This window comes from Nonomuraea sp. 3N208, assembly GCF_052245935.1.
Lineage (GTDB): Bacteria > Actinomycetota > Actinomycetes > Streptosporangiales > Streptosporangiaceae > Nonomuraea.
The window spans coordinates 130,508-147,578 of sequence record NZ_JBQQBR010000002.1 but is presented as its reverse complement, the minus strand read 5'-3'; the positions used below and the strand labels follow the sequence as shown (position 1 = coordinate 147,578).

General features: G+C 71.7%; 17 protein-coding genes and 1 riboswitch. Of the genes, 5 read left to right on the top strand and 12 right to left on the bottom strand.

From position 1 onward, the window contains the following. Positions 1-30: 30 nt before the first annotated feature. Positions 31-1,194 (bottom strand): NAD(P)/FAD-dependent oxidoreductase, encoded by a 1,164-nt coding sequence (locus tag ACTWPT_RS03070; protein WP_443175673.1) that lies wholly within the window; start codon positions 1,192-1,194, stop codon positions 31-33. A 58-nt stretch (positions 1,195-1,252) separates the two neighbouring features. Beyond that, a riboswitch (TPP riboswitch) is annotated at positions 1,253-1,369 on the top strand. Between ACTWPT_RS03070 and ACTWPT_RS03065 the strand changes: the two genes are divergently transcribed. From ACTWPT_RS03065 to pknB, 4 genes are all read left to right on the top strand, one after another. Continuing rightward, positions 1,338-2,585, top strand: a complete 1,248-nt coding sequence (locus ACTWPT_RS03065; protein ID WP_443175672.1) for an FAD-dependent oxidoreductase — start codon at positions 1,338-1,340, stop codon at positions 2,583-2,585. Its footprint overlaps the riboswitch before it by 32 nt. Further along, on the top strand, positions 2,582-2,782 hold the full coding sequence (gene thiS / locus ACTWPT_RS03060) for a sulfur carrier protein ThiS (protein WP_443175671.1): 201 nt from the start codon (positions 2,582-2,584) through the stop codon (positions 2,780-2,782). The genes ACTWPT_RS03065 and thiS overlap by 4 nt, the downstream gene beginning before the upstream one ends. Next, positions 2,775-3,530 (top strand): thiazole synthase, encoded by a 756-nt coding sequence (locus ACTWPT_RS03055; protein WP_443175670.1) that lies wholly within the window; start codon positions 2,775-2,777, stop codon positions 3,528-3,530. The genes thiS and ACTWPT_RS03055 overlap by 8 nt, the downstream gene beginning before the upstream one ends. A 295-nt stretch (positions 3,531-3,825) precedes the next feature. After that, positions 3,826-5,760, top strand: a complete 1,935-nt coding sequence (gene pknB, locus ACTWPT_RS03050) for a Stk1 family PASTA domain-containing Ser/Thr kinase (protein WP_443175669.1) — start codon at positions 3,826-3,828, stop codon at positions 5,758-5,760. Positions 5,761-6,031: 271 nt separating this feature from the next. Here pknB and alc read toward each other — a convergent pair whose 3' ends face one another. The 4 genes from alc to ACTWPT_RS03030 all read right to left on the bottom strand — a co-directional run bounded on the left by alc (position 6,032) and on the right by ACTWPT_RS03030 (position 10,913). Continuing rightward, on the bottom strand, positions 6,032-6,988 hold the full coding sequence (alc, locus tag ACTWPT_RS03045; protein WP_443175668.1) for an allantoicase: 957 nt from the start codon (positions 6,986-6,988) through the stop codon (positions 6,032-6,034). Beyond that, the gene (gene allB / locus ACTWPT_RS03040; RefSeq protein WP_443175667.1) at positions 6,989-8,359 is read right to left on the bottom strand and encodes an allantoinase AllB; all 1,371 of its coding nucleotides are present in this window, start codon (positions 8,357-8,359) and stop codon (positions 6,989-6,991) included. After that, the gene (locus ACTWPT_RS03035; protein WP_443175666.1) at positions 8,360-9,514 is read right to left on the bottom strand and encodes a glycerate kinase; all 1,155 of its coding nucleotides are present in this window, start codon (positions 9,512-9,514) and stop codon (positions 8,360-8,362) included. 88 nt (positions 9,515-9,602) lie between these two features. Continuing rightward, a complete protein-coding gene (locus tag ACTWPT_RS03030; protein ID WP_443175665.1) occupies positions 9,603-10,913 on the bottom strand; it encodes a nucleobase:cation symporter-2 family protein in 1,311 nt (436 codons plus the stop codon). A 149-nt stretch (positions 10,914-11,062) separates the two neighbouring features. Between ACTWPT_RS03030 and ACTWPT_RS03025 the strand changes: the two genes are divergently transcribed. Further along, positions 11,063-12,214: a winged helix DNA-binding domain-containing protein gene (locus tag ACTWPT_RS03025; protein WP_443175664.1), complete on the top strand. Its 1,152-nt coding sequence runs from the start codon at positions 11,063-11,065 to the stop codon at positions 12,212-12,214. Positions 12,215-12,266: 52 nt separating this feature from the next. On the opposite strand, the gene ACTWPT_RS03020 is transcribed toward ACTWPT_RS03025, so the two are convergent. Genes ACTWPT_RS03020 through uraD form a run of 7 tightly spaced genes read right to left on the bottom strand, consistent with a single transcriptional unit; the run spans position 12,267 to position 16,930 of the window. Continuing rightward, positions 12,267-12,512 (bottom strand): EF-hand domain-containing protein, encoded by a 246-nt coding sequence (locus ACTWPT_RS03020; RefSeq protein ID WP_443175663.1) that lies wholly within the window; start codon positions 12,510-12,512, stop codon positions 12,267-12,269. A gap of 6 nt (positions 12,513-12,518) precedes the next feature. After that, the gene (locus ACTWPT_RS03015) at positions 12,519-13,928 is read right to left on the bottom strand and encodes an 8-oxoguanine deaminase (protein WP_443175662.1); all 1,410 of its coding nucleotides are present in this window, start codon (positions 13,926-13,928) and stop codon (positions 12,519-12,521) included. After that, a complete protein-coding gene (locus ACTWPT_RS03010; RefSeq protein WP_443175661.1) occupies positions 13,925-14,398 on the bottom strand; it encodes a (2Fe-2S)-binding protein in 474 nt (157 codons plus the stop codon). The genes ACTWPT_RS03015 and ACTWPT_RS03010 overlap by 4 nt, the downstream gene beginning before the upstream one ends. Then, a complete protein-coding gene (locus ACTWPT_RS03005) occupies positions 14,398-15,261 on the bottom strand; it encodes an FAD binding domain-containing protein (protein WP_443175660.1) in 864 nt (287 codons plus the stop codon). The genes ACTWPT_RS03010 and ACTWPT_RS03005 overlap by 1 nt, the downstream gene beginning before the upstream one ends. Before the next feature lie 2 nt (positions 15,262-15,263). After that, the gene (gene pucL, locus ACTWPT_RS03000; protein WP_443175659.1) at positions 15,264-16,124 is read right to left on the bottom strand and encodes a factor-independent urate hydroxylase; all 861 of its coding nucleotides are present in this window, start codon (positions 16,122-16,124) and stop codon (positions 15,264-15,266) included. After that, positions 16,125-16,424, bottom strand: coding sequence for a hydroxyisourate hydrolase (uraH, locus tag ACTWPT_RS02995; protein WP_443175658.1), 300 nt, complete (start codon positions 16,422-16,424; stop codon positions 16,125-16,127). Then, positions 16,421-16,930 carry a 2-oxo-4-hydroxy-4-carboxy-5-ureidoimidazoline decarboxylase gene (gene uraD / locus ACTWPT_RS02990; protein ID WP_443175657.1) on the bottom strand — a complete coding sequence of 170 codons (510 nt, stop codon included), beginning with the start codon at positions 16,928-16,930 and terminating at the stop codon, positions 16,421-16,423. The genes uraH and uraD overlap by 4 nt, the downstream gene beginning before the upstream one ends. Positions 16,931-17,071 lie beyond the last annotated feature (141 nt).

Here is a 17,071-nt window from a genome sequence, read left to right as displayed (position 1 = left end):
GAAACCACAACTACCACATGCCGTGCTTGCTCAAACAACACAATCTCGTAGGGACACTTCTGGATCTACCAGGCGTTCCGCATCGAGCCGGTGTCCCGCGGCGATGATTCTACGGCCCTGTACGAGGTCTCGCGGCCGGTCCACGGCGAGCACCGCGGCGAGGGCGCCGTCGGCGTCGAGCCAGACGGCCGACCATTTGCCTTCCGGGTCGCCGCGGTAGATGAGGCGCTCTCCCGCCTGGTGGTGCCCGGCGTACTGGACCATGTGCCCGAACTGCTCCGACCAGAAGTACGGCACCGGGTCGTACACCGCGTCCTCGCCCAGCAGAGTCGCCGCGGCGACCTCGGGGGCGTTGAGCGCGGTGTCCCAGTGCTCGATCCTGAGCCTGGTACCGAAGCGGCGCGACCACCACGCGGCGCAGTCTCCGACGGCGACCGTGTCGGGCAGGGAGGCCCGCAGGCGCTCGTCCACGACGACGCCGTTGTGCAGGTCGATGTCGGCGTCGGCCAGCCATTCGACGGCGGGTCGCACGCCGATGCCGGTCACGACCACGTGGGCCTCGACGAACTCGCCGTCCACCAGCCGCACGCCGCCCTCGTCCACGGACCGGACCATGGTGCGGAGACGCAGGTCGATGCCCTCATACCAGCGCTGAGTGCGGGCCCCGATCTCCGGGCCGACGGCGGTCGCGAGCGGGGTGGCGGCCGCCTCGATCACCGTGACCGCGCAGCCGGCGCGGCGGGCGGCGGTGGCCACCTCGGCGCCGATCCAGCCGGCGCCGATGATCGCGACCCGGGCGCCGGGCACGAGCATGGCCCTGAGCTCGTGGGCGTCGTCGAGCGTGCGCAGCACGTGCTGGGGACCGTCGCCGGGCAGCCTGATCGGCTCGGATCCGGTCGCGATGACCAGGCCGTCGTAGCCGATCTCGCCCTCGGTCGTCTCCACGACGCCCGCGCGCAGCGCCTTGGCGCTCACGCCCGGGCGGAAGGCGACGTCGAGTGCGGCCAGGTCGGTGTCGAAGAAGCTGGTCTCGGCGTCGCCGAGCAGCACGCTCTTGGACAGGGGCGGGCGGTCATAGGGGCGATGCCGCTCCTGCCCGATCAGGGTGATCCCGCCGCCGAACCCGCGCCCGCGCAGCGCCTCCACCGTGCGGACGCCTGCCAGGCCCGCTCCCACCACCACGACATGGTCCACGTTCAAGACCCTAACGGGGAGCGTGCTTCGGCGTCGCACCGAGGCCGTAGGCTGGGGACGTAAGACGCGCGGGAGTCCGGCCGTTACCGGGCTGAGAGGAAGGCTGCACCGGGCCTTCGACCGCAAGACACCTGATCCGGATCATGCCGGCGAAGGGAGCGCATGTGGATGTGATCGTAGGCGGCGGGATCGTCGGGCTGTCCATCGCGTGGCGGCTGGCCCGCTCCGGGCGGCCGGTCACGGTGGTGGATCCGGCCCCGGCCTCTGGAGCTTCGTACGCGGCGGCGGGGATGCTGGCCCCGGTCAGCGAGGTGACCTACACGGAGACGCCGCTGCTGCGACTGGGGATGGCGTCACTGCGCCGCTGGCCCGCCTTCGCCACCGAACTGGCCGAGGACGCGGGCTGGGTGGCGGCCGATGCCGGCGCAGGCGCCGCGGGCGGGCCCCGGGTCGGGCCGTTCGGCGGGCTGGAGATCGGCGACGGGCCGCGGCGCGGGCTGGACCTGCGGGCGGACGGGACGCTCGACGTGGCGTTCGGAGCCGACGATCTGGCGGCGCTGGACGAGCTGGCGGCGTACATGGACAAGCTCGGGCTGCCGGTCGAGCGGTTGACCGGGCGCGAATGCCGGCGCCTGGAGCCCATGCTGGCCCCGTCGGTGCGCGGCGGGCTGCTCGCTCCCGAGGACGCCTGGGTGGACCCGCGGCGGGTGACGACTGCCCTGCTCGCGGCTCTGGACCGGCTGCACGTGCCGCTGGTGCGGGCGCGCGCCGCGGGCCTCCTGCGGGACGCGGACGGCAAGGTCGTCGGGGTACGCCTCGAGCCGCCACGAGAAGGGCCTCAGCCACCGTCCGAGCTGCGGGCGGAGCGGGTCGTCCTGGCGGCCGGGGCCTGGAGCGCCGAGCTGGCCGAGGTGCCGGTGCGGCCGGTCAAGGGGCAGATCATGCGGTTGCGTTCCCCGCAGCCGCTGCTGAGCCGGTGCGTACGCGGCACCGTGCACGGCTCGTACGTCTACCTGGTCCCCCGCGGCGACGGCGAGCTGGTGGTCGGGGCCACCCAGGAGGAGCTGGGGTTCGACACCAGAGTGACCGCGGGCGGGCTCTACGAGCTGCTGCGCGACGCCAGGGAGCTGGTGCCGGGCGTGACCGAGCTGGAGGTCGCCGACGTGGTGGCCGGGCTCCGGCCGGGCACGCCGGACAACCTGCCGATCATCGGCCCGAGCGGGACGCCGGGGCTCACCCTGGCCACCGGGCATTACCGGGGCGGTGTGCTGCTCGCGCCGCTCACGGCCGCGCTCGTGCTGGGCAACTCGGGCGACTCGGGCGACTCGGGCGGCGAAGAGGGTGAGCTGGCGGCGTTGTGCTCGCCGGGGAGGTTTCGGGAAATCTCATGATTGTGACGATCAACGGGGCCGCGCATGAGGTCGCCGACGGCACCACGGTGGCGCAGGCCGTACGAACGTTGACCGCGGCCACCACCGGGGTGGCCGTGGCCGTGAACGACGAGGTGGTCATGCGGAGCGCATGGGAGACGACGGCGCTCAGCGACAGCGACCGCATGGAGGTTCTGACGGCGGTGCAAGGTGGATGATCTGATCATCGCCGGGGAGAAGTTCTCCTCCCGGCTCATCATGGGAACCGGCGGCGCGCCCTCCCTCGAAGTGCTCGATCAGGCGCTGGCCGCGTCCGGCACCGAGCTGACCACGGTCGCCATGCGGCGCCTCGACCCGGCCGCCCGCGGCTCCGTACTGGACGTGCTGCACAAGCGGGACATCAAGGTGCTCCCGAACACGGCCGGCTGCTTCACGGCGGGCGAGGCGGTGCTGACGGCGCGGCTGGCCAGGGAGGCGCTCGGCACGAACTGGGTCAAGCTCGAGGTCATCGCCGACGAGCGGACGCTGCTGCCCGACCCGATCGAGACGTTCGACGCGGCCGAGCGGCTGGTGGCGGACGGGTTCGTGGTGCTGCCGTACATCGGCGACGATCCTGCGCTGGCGCGGCGGCTGGAGCAGTCCGGCTGCGCGGCCGTGATGCCCCTGGGAGCGCCGATCGGCTCGGGACTGGGCATCCGCAACCCGCACAACATCGAGCTGATCGTGGAGGCCGCCTCGGTGCCGGTGGTCCTCGACGCGGGCATCGGCACGGCCAGCGACGCCGCGCTGGCGATGGAGCTGGGCTGCGACGCCGTACTGCTCGCCACGGCGGTCACCCGGGCGCAGCGGCCCGATCTCATGGCGGCGGCCATGAAGTCGGCGGTCGTGGCGGGGCGGCTGGCGCGGCAGGCGGGCCGCATCCCGCGCCGCCGCTACGCCGAGGCGTCCTCCCCGATGACCCCCTGACCTTCCCGATGATCCCCTGAAATCACCGATGCCCGGCGATCGTCATGACAGGCCCGAAGCCCGGGGTCGGCGTGACACGCCCGAAGCTCGGCGGCGTGACACGCCCGAGAGTCGGCGGCGTCATTATGTCTCCCTGGCCGGACGGTCTGGCACCGGTGCGGAGCCGCCAACCCCGTGATGCCCGTGGGGCCGGGCCTACTTCCCGGGGCGTGGGCACGTTCCATCGGGCACGGGTCCGCATCGGTTTCGGGCGGCAGGGCCCTGCCAGTGGCAAAACGCCCGTAAAATCAGCCGGGTGGACACGACGACTGCGGACCCCCTGGTCGGGCGGCTCCTCGATGGGCGTTATCGCATCGAGAGCCGGATCGCCCGGGGCGGTATGGCGACCGTCTACCTCGCGCTGGACGTCCGGCTCGACCGGACGGTGGCGCTGAAGGTCATGCACCGCTCGCTCGCCGAGGACCCGGCGTTCGTCAGGAGGTTCATCGGCGAGGCGAAGACGGTGGCCAGTCTTTCCCATCCCAACGTGGTGCACGTTTTCGACCAGGGCACCGACAACGACGTCGTCTACCTGTCGATGGAATACGTGCCCGGCCGGACGCTGCGCGACATCCTGCGCGATCGCGGCCGGCTGCCCGCCCGCGAGGCCCTCGAGATCATGATCCCGGTGCTCGCCGCCCTCGGCGCGGCCCACCAGGCCGGGATGGTGCACCGAGACGTGAAGCCGGAAAACGTCCTGATGACCGACGACGGCCGGGTAAAGGTCGTCGACTTCGGCCTGGCCAGGGCCATCGAGGCGACGAACCAGACCCGTACCGGCGTGATGATCGGCACGATCGGCTACATGGCGCCCGAGCAGGTCACCACCGGCGCCGCCGACGTGCGCAGCGACGTCTACGCCGCGGGCATCATGCTGTTCGAGCTGGTGACGGGGCAGCAGCCGTACGACGGCGAGACGCCGATGTCGGTGGCCTACCGGCACGTCCACGACAGCGTGCCGGCGCCGTCATCGCTGGTCCCCGAGGTGCCGCCGCTGATCGACACGCTCGTGGCGAACGCGACGGCGCGCGAGCCGCGGGACCGCCCCGCGGATGCGACGGCCATGCTCGTCGCAGCCGTGGACACGCATCGGATGTTGCCGCGGACGACCACTCCGCCGCTGTCGCATTCCCAGCCCCATGGGTCGTTCCAGCAGCCCGCGCCGTCCCAGCCGCATGCCAGGACGGGCGTGCACGCCGCCCCGTCGGTGCCGCAGGCGACGCCCGCGCACACGCTGATCCAGCCCCGGGCCGAGATGCCGCAGCGGCGCGGGTTCCGGCCCAACTGGTTCCTGGTGATACTGGCGGGCGTGATGGTCGTCGCCGTCGGGCTGACCGGGTGGTTCTTCGCCCAGCCTGAGTACGTCTCCGTACCCGATCTGGTGGGCAAGAGCCTGGCCGTGGCCGAGAAGAGCGCCGCCAGGGACGGGTTCAAGATCAAGATGGCGGAGGGCAAGCACGACGAGAACGTGGCCGAAGGGCTCGTCCTTAACACCGACCCGGTGGCCAAGACCGAGGTGGAACAGGGTGCCACGATCACCTTGGTGCCCTCGCTCGGGCCCAAGCGGGTGGTCGTGCCCAATGTCGCGGGCATGACCGGCAACGACGCCCGCGCCAAGATCGCCGATGCCGGGCTGACCGTGGGATCGGTCACGCGCGTGGCCAACACGGAGGTCGAGCGCGACAAGGTCATCCGCACCTCTCCCCAGGTCGGCGAGAAGGTGAAGGAAGGCGCGAAGATCGCCATCTTCGTGAGCGCCGGGTTGGTCATGCCGGACGTCTCCGGCATGCCGAAGGACGAGGCCGCCGCCTATCTCGGTCAGCAAGGCTTCCAGGTGCAGGTCCAGGAGGTGGAAGACGACGCCGAGCCGTGCACGGTGATCGCCCAGACGCCCAAGGCCAAGTCTGAGGTCGATCCTGGCGCGCAGGTCATGGTCACGGTGGCGCGGTGCCAGGACTTCCTCGAGTGGTTCGGGCGCGGGGACGATGATGACGAGGCTCGTGACGATCAGCAGTTCACCCTGGTGCCCGCAGTGATCGGCAAGAACGTCAAGGACGCGAAGTCGGAATTGGAGACGCTCGGGTTCAAGGTGCGGGTGCAGCGGCTTGGGAACCGGGGCGTGGTGCAGTACCAGCGCCCGCTCCCCAACAGCGAGCGCCCGCCCGGCGCCACGGTCTTCCTCTGGCACTGACGCCCCGTCACCCGCCGCCCTCGCCGGGGGCGCGGGTAAGGGGCGTCTGACCGCCTGGCTGGTGGCGATCGGCCCCGCCGAACCGGTCGGACCAGCACGACGCGCGGCGGACGCGACGACGGTCGGGACCAGGCCCGGTAGGTGGCACCCGGCGCGGTGGGCACAGGACGCTGCCCAATGCGCAGGCACGACTACGTGCGCCGCCCAATGCCGCAGGCACGCTTGAGGGGTGCCCGTGGGGCGGCAATGGGTCGGGCGGAGCGTGGCGGGGTCAGGTCAGGTGGCCGTGGAGGCGGACTCGGGCCAGGCCGCCATCGGGGTAGATGTCGACGCGTACATGGGTGACCGGGTCCGTGTGGTCGAGTCTGAAGCGGTGGGTGCTGTCAGGTTGGAGGCGGGTCCGGGGCAGGAGGTCCACTTGGCGCGCGGCCGGGCCTTCTCCGTCGAGTCCCGTCAGGGAGACCCAGCCCGGGGCGTTGAAGAGCAGGTTCGTGGTGTCGATCTCGGCGAGCCGGATCAGGCCGCGGCCGGCCAGCCGGATCAGGAGCCAGTCGTTGCCCTCGCCCCTCCGCCGCGCGGTCTCCCAGCCCTCCGCTTGGTGGCGGGCCAGCCCGGGGAAGATGGCGTTGTTGGGCGCCGAGTAGAACTCGTTGGAGCAGGCGGTCACCAGGGCGCCGTTCTGGAGGGCGGCCAGGTCGAGGCTGAGGCCCTCGTAGACGGACAGGTCGGGGCGGGGCTCGCCGTGTACGCGGAGGCGGGCGACGCCCCCGTCGGGGAAGATGTTCAGCCGCACGTGGGTGTAGCGGCGCTCGTCGGTGACGGCGAGATGATGCTCGGCGTCCCCCTTGAGCTCGGACCTCGGGACGATCTCCACCCATTCGGCGGCCAGCAGCTCGGCCGGTGACGGATAGCCGTCGACCGCAGCGGCCTCAACGGAGGCATGCGGCGGGTAGTTGCCCTTGAACCAGGCCGTGTCGATCACCACGCCGCGGATCACGCCGGGGATCCCGAGCCGTACCAGCGCCCAGTCGTGACCCGGTTCGCGGCGGCGCCGGGTCTCCCAGCCGTCGTACACCTGGCCCTTGTTGCCGAACGTCTCCGCCTGGAAGCCGGGCCGGCCAGGCCTGACCAGGCTCTCCTTCTCCGCGAACGACTCGTCGTTCGCGGCCACGACGGAGCCGCCCAGTGTGCGCAGGGCGAGGTCCGGCAGGGTAGTGAAGCGGGGCATCTACTTTTCTCCCAAGATCAGGCGCTGCTCGGCCGGCTCTCCTGCCACCATGTGCTGCCCGGCCGGCAGAAATCGACCGTGCGGCGCACCGTCCACCGGCCTGCCGCGCAGCCAGGTGGTCAGGACGGCGCCCTTGAGCAGGCGGCCGTGGTATGGGGTGACCGGGTTCTTGTGGTGGAGGCGCGCGGCGTCCACGGGGTTGTCGGCAGCGGGGTCGAAAGCGACCAGGTCGGCGTCATTGCCCGGCTTTATGCCGCCTTTTCCGGAAATTTCCGCGATTGCTGCTGGATTGGCGGACATCCAGCGCACCACGTCCGCCAGCCCGTACCCCCGCCGGGACGCCTCCGTCCACACGGCGGCCAGCCCGAGCTGGAGCGAGGCGATCCCGCCCCAGGCGGCGGCGAAGTCGGGCACCTTCAGGTCGGCCGGCGACGGCGAGTGGTCGGACACGACGCAGCTCAGCACGCCCCTCGCCAGCCCGTCCCACAGCAGGTCGCGGTTGACCTCGGAGCGGATCGGCGGGCAGCACTTGTACGCCGTGGCGCCCTCGGGCACCTGCTCGGCCGCCAGCGTCAGGTAGTGGGGACAGGTCTCGGCCGTGACCGCCACGCCGCCGGCCTGGGCCGCCTCCAGCACGTCCAGGCAGTCGGCGCTGGAGACGTGCAGGATGTGCACCCGCGCGCCGGTCTCCCCTGCCAGGTCGACCACCCGCTGAACGGCGCTCCGCTCCGACGCCCCCGGCCGCGACTCCAGAAATTCCGTATATGTCGGGCCAGTGGGCTCCTGCAGCAACGACGGGTCCTCCGCGTGCACCACCATCAGCCCGCCGGAGCCCGCGAATCCGGCGATCTCCTCCAGCGCCCGCCGGAGGTCGGCGTGCTCCAGAGGCGGGAACTCCTCCACCCCCGACGGCGACATGAAGCACTTGAAGCCGTACACGCCGCGCTCGTGCAGGGGCGCGAGCTCCTTGACATTGCCCGGCACGGCCCCGCCCCAAAACCCGACGTCCACGTGGCACTGCCCGCGCGCGGCCGCCAGCTTGACCTCCAGCGCCGCCGGGCTGACCGTGGGCGGCAGGGAGTTGAGCGGCATGTCGACGATCGTCGTGACGCCACCCGCGGCCGCCGCCCTGGTCGCCGAGTCGAACCCCTCCCAGTGCGTACGCCCCGGCTCGTTGACGTGGACGTGCGTGTCGACCAGCCCGGGAAGCAGCGCCAAGTCGCGCAGGTCGATGTCCTCGGTGGCGTCGAGCGGCGCGGCGTAGTCGTACAAGGCGATGATCTTCTCTCCCTGTACGGCCACCGCGGCCGCCCGCTCCCCTTCCGGCGTGACGGTCCGGCGGGACCGGACCACGAGGTCCAGCTGCGTCATCTACTTCCCTTCGAGGTGATCGGCGGCGATCCTGGCGGCGAGGCGCTCCAGCAGCGGCCCCGCCTCCGCGATGCACCGGTCGAGGTCGGGCTCCAGGTCCGTGAGCGCGTACGCGGCCTCGATGCCCGCGGCCTTCAGCTCCTCGTCGCTGAGCGTACGCCTCCCGCAGACGGCCACCACCGGCACGCCTGCCTTGGCCGCCGCCTGCGCCACGCCGATCGGCGCCTTGCCGCGTAGCGACTGCTCGTCCAGCGACCCCTCGCCGGTGACGACCAGCCGCGCGCCCTCGACATGTGTGCCGAATCCGAGCAGGCCGAGAAGGTAGTCGATGCCGGGCCGGATGTCGGCGTGCAGGAACGCCAGCGCCGCGAACCCGACCCCGCCGGCCGCCCCCGCCCCGGGCGCCCCGGCGACGCCCATGGGCCGGGGCGTGTCGTCGTGTTCGACCGCGCCGAGCAGGCCGTGCGTCTGCGTGGCCACCGCCGCCAGGCGGGACAGCGCCGCCTCCAGCGTCTTGACGTCCTCAGGGGTCGCGCCCTTCTGGGGCCCGTACACGGCGGCTGCCCCATGCGGGCCGAGCAGCGGATTGTCCACGTCGCTCGCCACCACGAATTCAACGCCAGAAATATCCATAAATTCGGACATGTCGATGCGGTCCAGCCCCGCCAGCGCCGCCCCGCCCCGCGGCAGCTCGTTGCCGTCGCCGTCGAGCAGCCGGGCCCCGAGCGCCTGCGCCATCCCCGCTCCCCCATCCGTGCAGGCGCTGCCGCCCAGCCCCAGCACCACCCGCTTGGCCCCGCGCCGCACGGCGTCCGCGACCAGCTCGCCCGTGCCGTAGCTGGTGGCGGTCAGCGGCTCGCGCTCCCCCGGCAGGCGGCGCAACCCGGACGCCTCGGCCAGCTCGACCACGGCCGTGTCGTCCGCGGCGTGCCAGGCGTACGAGGCGGGGATCCGCTCGCCCGTCGGCCCGGTCACCCCGATCGTGATCCGGTCGAAGCCGCAGGCCACGGCGGCGTCAACGGTCCCGTCGCCGCCGTCGGCCACCGGCAGCTCCACCGTGGGGACGCCGAGCCCCGCCGACACCCGCCGGGCCACCTCGGCCGCCGTCAGCGACCCCTTGAACTTGTCCGGGGCGATCAGAACCTGCTGAACCACTACGAACTCCCACACGATGATGAACAATGGCCGGGCACGCCTTCCTGCCCGGTGCGAGCGGGCAGGAAGGCGTGACGCTCATCATCCCTCAGCCCGTGCGCTGGCCGGCGCGCAGGTGGTTGAAGACGAGGTTCAGCACGATCACCAGGAGGCTGCCGGTGCTGATGCCGCTGTTCAGCACGGTCTGGGCCCAGTCGGGGAACTCGGCGTAGAACTCTGGCGCGCCGACCGGGATGGCGGCCACGCCGATGGACACGGCCACGATGACAAGATTGTGGTTGCCGTCGAAGCTCACCTTGGTCAGCGTGCGGATGCCGGAGGCGGCCACGGTGCCGAACATGGCGATCCCGGCCCCGCCGAGCACCGGCTGCGGGATGGCCGCGACCACCGCGCCGAGCACGGGGATCAGGCCGAGCACCACGAGGATGCCACCGGCCGCCGCCACGACCCAGCGGCTGCGTACGCCGGTCAGCCCGACGAGGCCGACGTTCTGAGCGAAGGCGGTGTAGGGGAAGGTGTTGAACACGCCGCCCAGCGCCGTGGAGAACCCGTCGGCACGCAGCCCGTCGGCCAGCCGCCGCGGCGTGAGGTCCGACCCCGTCATCTCCGCCACGGCCACGAAGTCGCCGGTGGTCTCGGTCATGGACACGAGCATGACCACGCACATCGAGATGATCGCGGTGACGTGGAAGGCCGGCAGCCCGAACGCGAACGGCGTGCTGATGCCGAACAGCCCGGCCGAGCCGACGTGCGAGAAGTCGGTGAACCCGAGCGGGATCGCGGCCACCGTGCCGGCGACGATGCCCACCAGCACCGCCACCCGGCCGAGGAAGCCCTTCGACAGCCGGTAGACGGCCAGGATGAGCAGCAGCACGGCCGCGGCCATGGCGATGTTGCGCGGTTCCCCGTACGTCGGGCTGCCGACTCCTCCTGCGGCCCAGTTCGCGGCGACGGGCAGCAGCGACATCCCGATGATCGTGATGATGGTGCCGGTGACGAGCGGTGGGAAGAACCTCACGATCCTCGCGAAGTAGGGCGCGACCGCCACGACGAGCAGCCCCGAGACGATGACCGCGCCGTAGATGGCGGGCAACCCGCCCTGCGTGGTGCCGATCAGCACCATCGGCGTGACGGCCGCGAACGTGCAGCCCTGCATGATCGGCAGCCGCACGCCGAACCGCCACACGCCCACGCACTGGATGAGCGTGGCGATGCCGCTGATGAGGAGGTCGGCGTTGATCAGGTACGCGAGTTGATCGGGAGGCAGCTTCAGCGCGCCGCCCACGATGAGCGGCACCGCCACCGCTCCCGCGTACATCGCCAGCACGTGCTGCAGTCCCAGCGTGCCCAGTTGCGCCGCCGGCAGCCGCGCGTCGACCGGATGTACCTCGTTCGCCATGGGCCACTCCAGGGGTTCGGGGGGTGGCCTCCAGTGAAACAATGCGGACGCCCGCGAACCTATGCACATGGACATCAACCGACGCCCGCTTCGCCCGTCGCCAGGTGTGTGATCCTCCAACTACGCTCACTCCGAAGAAAGGGGCGATTGTGCGGATTTCAGCGCGGCAGAGGCAGGCGAGGCTCGCCACGAGGCACCGGCTCGCGATCAAGGCGGCCACTCCGGAGGAGGCGGCGGTGTCCGTGGTGGCGCTGCACGGCACCGACCCGGCCACGGTGTTCCTGTCGGCGGGCGCGCGGCTGGCCGCCCCCGGCCCGGAGCCGGTCGAGCGGGCCCTGCACGCGGACCGCACGCTCGTGCGGATGCACGGGATGCGGCGGACGGTGTTCGTGGTGCCTGCCGAGCTCGTGCCGGTCGTCCACCATTCCTCGAACCTGGTCATCGCCCGCAGGGAGCGCGCATCGACGCTGAAGGCGTTCGCCTCGGGCGGCTGGGACGAGGCCGGGTTCAAGGACGTCGAAGCGTCCGTGTTGCGGATCCTGGCGGAGGTGGGCGAGGCGACGGCGCAGGAGCTGAGCGTGCTGGAGCCGCGGCTGCGCGAGCAGGTCAGGGTGGCCGTGGGCAAGCCGTACGAGGGGGTCGTGAGCGTCGGTTCGCGGCTGCTGGGCCTGATGGCGATGGAGGGCCTGCTGGTACGGTGCGGGCGCCCGTCGGGGACGTGGATCAGCGCCATCCACCGCTGGGGCCTGGCACCGGAGATGCCCGAGTTGGCGGCGGCCGAGGCGCAGGCGGAGCTGGTACGCCGATGGCTGGCGGCGTTCGGGCCGGGTACCGAGGCGGATCTGAAGTGGTGGACCGGCTGGACGCTGACGGAGGTGCGCCGGGCCCTGGCCGCCATCGGCGCGCCCGAGGTCGAGCTGGACGAGGGCGTCGGCTATGTGCTGCCGGGCGACCTGGAGGAGGTTGCCGAGCCGGAGCCGTGGGCGGCGCTGCTCCCGGCGCTCGACCCGACGCCGATGGGCTGGCAGGCCCGCGACTGGTATCTGCCGCCCACGCATCGGGCCGAGTTGTTCGACCGCAGCGGAAACGTCGGCCCGACCGTGTGGTGGAACGGCCAGGTGGTGGGCGGCTGGGCGCAGCGGGCGGACGGCGAGGTGGTGTGGCGCCTGCTGGCCGACGTGGGCGCCGAGGCCGCGGCCGCCGTCGAGGCCGAGGCGGCCGGGCTGGCCGCCTGGCTCGGCGGTATCACGGTGACCCCGCGCTTCCGCACCCCGCTGGAGCGCGAGCTTTCGGCGCGCTAGGAGCCGCTAGGAGCCTGGCCACCGCTGGCCTCCCAGGAGCCTCAGGAAGGCACTAGGAGACCGTGCGGATGAACTCCTCGAGCGAGTAGCGGCCGTCCTGGTCGGAGTCGGCGGACTCGCTCATCGCCCCCAGCGCCTCGGCCGGGAGGTCGGGGAAGTGCTGCTTCAGCTCGGCCTCGCTGATGTAGCCGTCGCCGTCGGTGTCGATCGACGCGAAGGTGCTCTTGAGCTGCGCCAGCCGCTCGTCGGAGATTTCCGCCGCCACGGGACCGCCTTTCGGATGCTCGTTTCCGGACATCTCACCTTAGCCGTGATGGACCTCCTTGACGGCGCGGAAGCCCCGCTCCTCCGCCAGCCGCAGCAGCCTCCGCCGAGCCTCGGCACCCGCGCGTCCGGCGGCGTCCTGGGAGAAGGTCTTCAGCTCGCCGTCCTCGACCACGGTCCGCCCGCCGACCAGCACCCGGGCCAGTGGCGGCGGCGGCCCGAAGACCAGCGCGCAGACGGGGTCGGCGACCGCGGACGTGAACGGCCCGTCGATCCGCCACAGGGCGATGTCGGCGAGCTTGCCCGGCTCCAGCGAGCCGATCTCGTTCTCCCTGCCGAGGTTGCGCGCCCCGCCGAGGGTGGCGAGTTCCAGTGCCTGCCTGGCGGTGAGCGCGTCGGGGCCGTATCTGGCGCGCTGGAACAGCAGGGTCTGCCGCATCTCCCCGGCCAGCGGCGTCAGCTCGGAGGATGCGCTGCCGTCGACTCCGAGCCCGACGTTCGCGCCCCGGCGCAGCATCTCGGACACGCGGGCGATGCCCGCGCCGAGCCGCCCGTTCGAGGAGGGGCAGTGCGCGGAGCCGGTGCCGGTGGCGGCGAGCTTGCCGATGTCGGCGTCGCTCAGGTGCACGGCGTGCGCGAACCACACGTCCGGCCCCAGCCAGTCCAGTTTCTCCATGTAGTCGACGGGCCGCAGCCCGAACTGCGCCACGCAGTGCTCGTCCTCGTCGAGGGTCTCGGCCAGGTGCGTGTGCAGGCGTACGCCCTTGGCCCTGGCCAGGGCGGCGGACTCGGTCATCAGCTCGGCGCTGGCCGAGAACGGCGAGCACGGCGCGACCACGACCCGCAGCATCGAGGAGAACGACGGGTCGTGGTAAGCGTCGACGGCCTCTGCCGTGGCGGCGAGGATGTCGTCGAGCTCCTCCACCACGGCGTCCGGCGGCAGCCCGCCGTGCGATTCGCCCCTGTCCATGGATCCGCGCGCCGGGTGGAAGCGGATGCCGATCTCGCGTGCCGCCTCGATCCCGGCCGCGAACAGGTCTCCCCTGCCCTTGGGGAAGATGTAGTGATGATCGCTGGAGGTGGTGCAGCCCGACAGCGCCAGCCAGCCGAGCCCTGCCGAGGCGGCGCCCTTGACCACGTCGGCGTCCATGGCGGCCCACACCTGGTAGAGCGCCACCAGCCACTCGAAGAGTGTGGCGTCCTGCGCGAGCCCCTGCGAGGCCCACTGGTACAGGTGGTGATGGGTGTTGACCAGCCCGGGTGTGGCCAGGCATCCCGTGCCGTCGACGCGGACGGCCTCCGGCTCCCCCGACTCGCCGGCCGCGTCAGGGGCCGGGCCGGGGCCCAGGGCGACGATCCGATCCCCCTCGATCCAGATATATCCGGACTCGATCTCCGGCCCGGCGACCGGCGCGATGGCGACGTTCTCGATCAGCAGGCGCGGCCTCACGCGGCCCCCGCCTTCCGCGCCGCCGCCAGCCGTACCGCGTCGAGGATCTTCTCGTACCCCGTGCACCGGCACAGGTTGCCCGCCAGGGCCTCCCTGATCTCGGCGTCGGTGGGGCGTTCGAGGCGTTCCAGCAGGTCGTGGGTCTGCACGATGAGTCCGGGAGTGCAGAAGCCGCACTGCACGGCCCCGCACTCCACGAACGCCTCCTGCACCGGATCGAGCCTGTCCCCCTCGGCCAGGCCCTCGACGGTGCGCACCTGACGCCCCTCGGCCTGGCCGGCGGCGACCAGACAGGAGCAGACGGGGACGCCGTCGAGGTAAACGGTGCAGGAGCCGCATTCGCCCTGCTCGCAGGCGTTCTTGGAGCCGGGCAGGCCGAGGCGCTCGCGCAGCACGTACAGGAGGCTCTCGCCCTCCCACACGCCGTCGGCGCTCTCCTCGCGGCCGTTGACGGTGAAGGTGACGCGCATCAGGCTGCCCTCCTTCCGAGGTAGTCGTTCCAGGCCCAGGTGAGCGTGCGGCGGGCCATCACGTCGATGGCGTGCACGCGGTACTCGGCGGTGCCGCGCACGTCGTCGATGGGTGCGGCGGCGGCCGCGCAGAGCCTCCCGAACCGCCTGAGCAGCGCCGGGTCGAGTGCGGCCGCGTCCCAGTCGAGCTCTCTGGCCAGCAGGTCCTCGGCCTCCAGCGCTCGTCGCGGGGTGGGCGCCGCGGAGCCGATCCCGGTGCCGGCCCGCCGCTCCTCCGGGTGCAGCGCGACGGCGAACGAGCACACCGCGATCACCATGGCGTTGCGGGTGCCGACCTTGGAGAAGTATTGGGGTCCGGTAGCGGGCTTGACGTGCACGGCCTTGATCAGCTCGTCCGGCTCAAGCGCGTTGCGCTTGACCCCGAGGTAGAACTCGGCCGCTGGGATCATCCTGACGCCCCGCGCACGTGACTCCACCTCGATCACCGCGTCCGCGGCCAGCAGCGGCGGATGGCTGTCGCCGGCGGGCGAGGCCGCGCCGAGGTTCCCACCGACGGTGCCGCGGTTGCGGATCTGCGGCGAGCCGACCGTGCGCGAGGCCTGCGCCAGCCCGGGCAGCGTGCCGCCGAGGTCCTCGATGACGGCCGTGTATGGCACCCCGGCGCCGACCCGGCACACGCCGTCCACCACGTCCCATTCCCGCAGCTCGGCCACCCGGGTGAGATCGAGCAGCGCCACCGGCCTGCGCACGTCGAAGTTGATCTCGACCATCACGTCGGTGCCGCCCTGGATGGGCACGGCCTCCGGCTGGTCCGCCTTGGCGGCCAGCGCCTCATCCCACGTCGTGGGCCGCAAGAAGTCCATCGCTACTCCCAGGCGAATCCGGCGTCGGGCGCGTCCTCGCGCAGCACGCCGCCCTCGATCAGGCCGTACGGGCGGTCGGCCGCGTAGTAGACCTCGTTGTCGTTGTCCAGGCCGAACGGCGACAGGTCCACGAGGAAGTGGTGTTTGTTCGGCATCGCGAGCCTGATCTCGCAGATCTCGCCGCAGGCGGTCAGGGCGCGCTCGCCCATGGCGTACAAGGTCTGCTGCAGCGACAGGCTGTGCGTGTCCGCGAACGCCTCCAGCAGGTGGCTCCGTACCTGCTCGTACGACTTGTCGTACGCGTCGGTGTTCCCGGTGTGCCGCCACCGGGCCTCGACGGCGGTGGCCAGGACCCGGTCGGTGGTGGGCCGCAGCGTCGTGTACGGGTCGACGATGTAGCCGTGGAACTCCGACCCGGTGGTGTTGAGCAGCACCAGGTCCTTCAGCCCGGACACGACGGTGGTGCGGCCGTCCCTGTCGTGGTGGACGACGCACGTGCGCACCTCGCCGCCGTCACGCACGAACGAGTGCGGGCCGCCCCGGTTCCACGCGTATTCGTCGATCTCCACCCTGGCGTGGTGGATCGTGGGCTGCGTTTCGACGAAGTGCCTGGCCAGCACGAGCGCGAACTCCTCGATCTGGCCGACGCCGTGTTTCGCGGCGAAGGCGTACACGGTGTTCTTCTGCGAGTCGGTCGGCAGGACGGCGGCGTTGTCGCCGGTCAGGTGCACGGCCTCCATGTCGCCGGAGAGCGAGGTGCTGACGTTGAGGTCCTTGATGTGGTGGACGGGGCCGTCCCTGACGACGCGGACGAGCCTGGTCTCCGCCTTGCCGTAGCGGTTGGGCCCGAGCTTGACGGACATCTAGCTCCCTCGGTAGGTGGAGTAGGCGTACGGGCTGAGCAGCAGCGGCACGTGGTAGTGCTGCGCGGGGTCGGTCACGGTGAAGGTGATGACGACCTCGGGATAGAAGGTCTCCGGCAGGTACGCCCCGGTGTCGAAGACGACGCGGTGGACGCCTTCTCCCGGGTCCCACCCCTTGATCCGGCCGTCGTCGTCAGTGATCCCTTCGGCGACGATCTCGCCCTCGTGCTCCAGCCTCACGTGGATCCCGGCGGCCGGGCGGCCGGTGACCGCGTCGAGCACGTGCGTGGAGAAACTCATCGCTCCCCCTCCATGAGCTTGACCAGCCGCAGCCGGGTGATCTTCGCCAGTTCCTCCCGCACGACCGCCCGCTCGCTCTCCTCGTCGTTGCCCAGCCGTTCGCGCAGCCTGGCGAGCATGCGCGCCCCGCTCAGCCCGCTGGCGCAGACCAGGTAGACGTGCCCGAACCGGGCCTCGTAGTCCCGGTTCCCCGCGGCGAGCGACTCACGCAACTCGTCCTCGACCCCTGCCTGCTCCTGCCGCGACCACGCCGCCTCCCGTCCGCCCCCGCCCGCCCGCTCCCCGATCCTCGGGTGCGCGGCGAGCGCCTCCAGCACATCCGGCCACTCCAGCCCTTTGACGGCCTCCTCAGCTACCGCGAGAAGCTCATCGAGATCACGGTAGGGCCGCCGCTCCGCCACCCTCGCCGCGAAGACACGGGAGGCACAGCAAGTGATCAACTCGTCCTTGGCCTCGTCCGGGGGACGGGCGTTGAAGGCATCGAGCGCGGTCAGCGTTTCGGGCATGTCAGAAGTACACACATGTGCTTGGTGCCCGGTCCATCCGCGAGAACTCCGAACCGGCGGGTCCGTCCACCGCCGCTTTTCGTGTCATGCTCCAACTCCGGCTCACCCAGGTGCCATGGACGAACCTGCACAGCGTCGCGA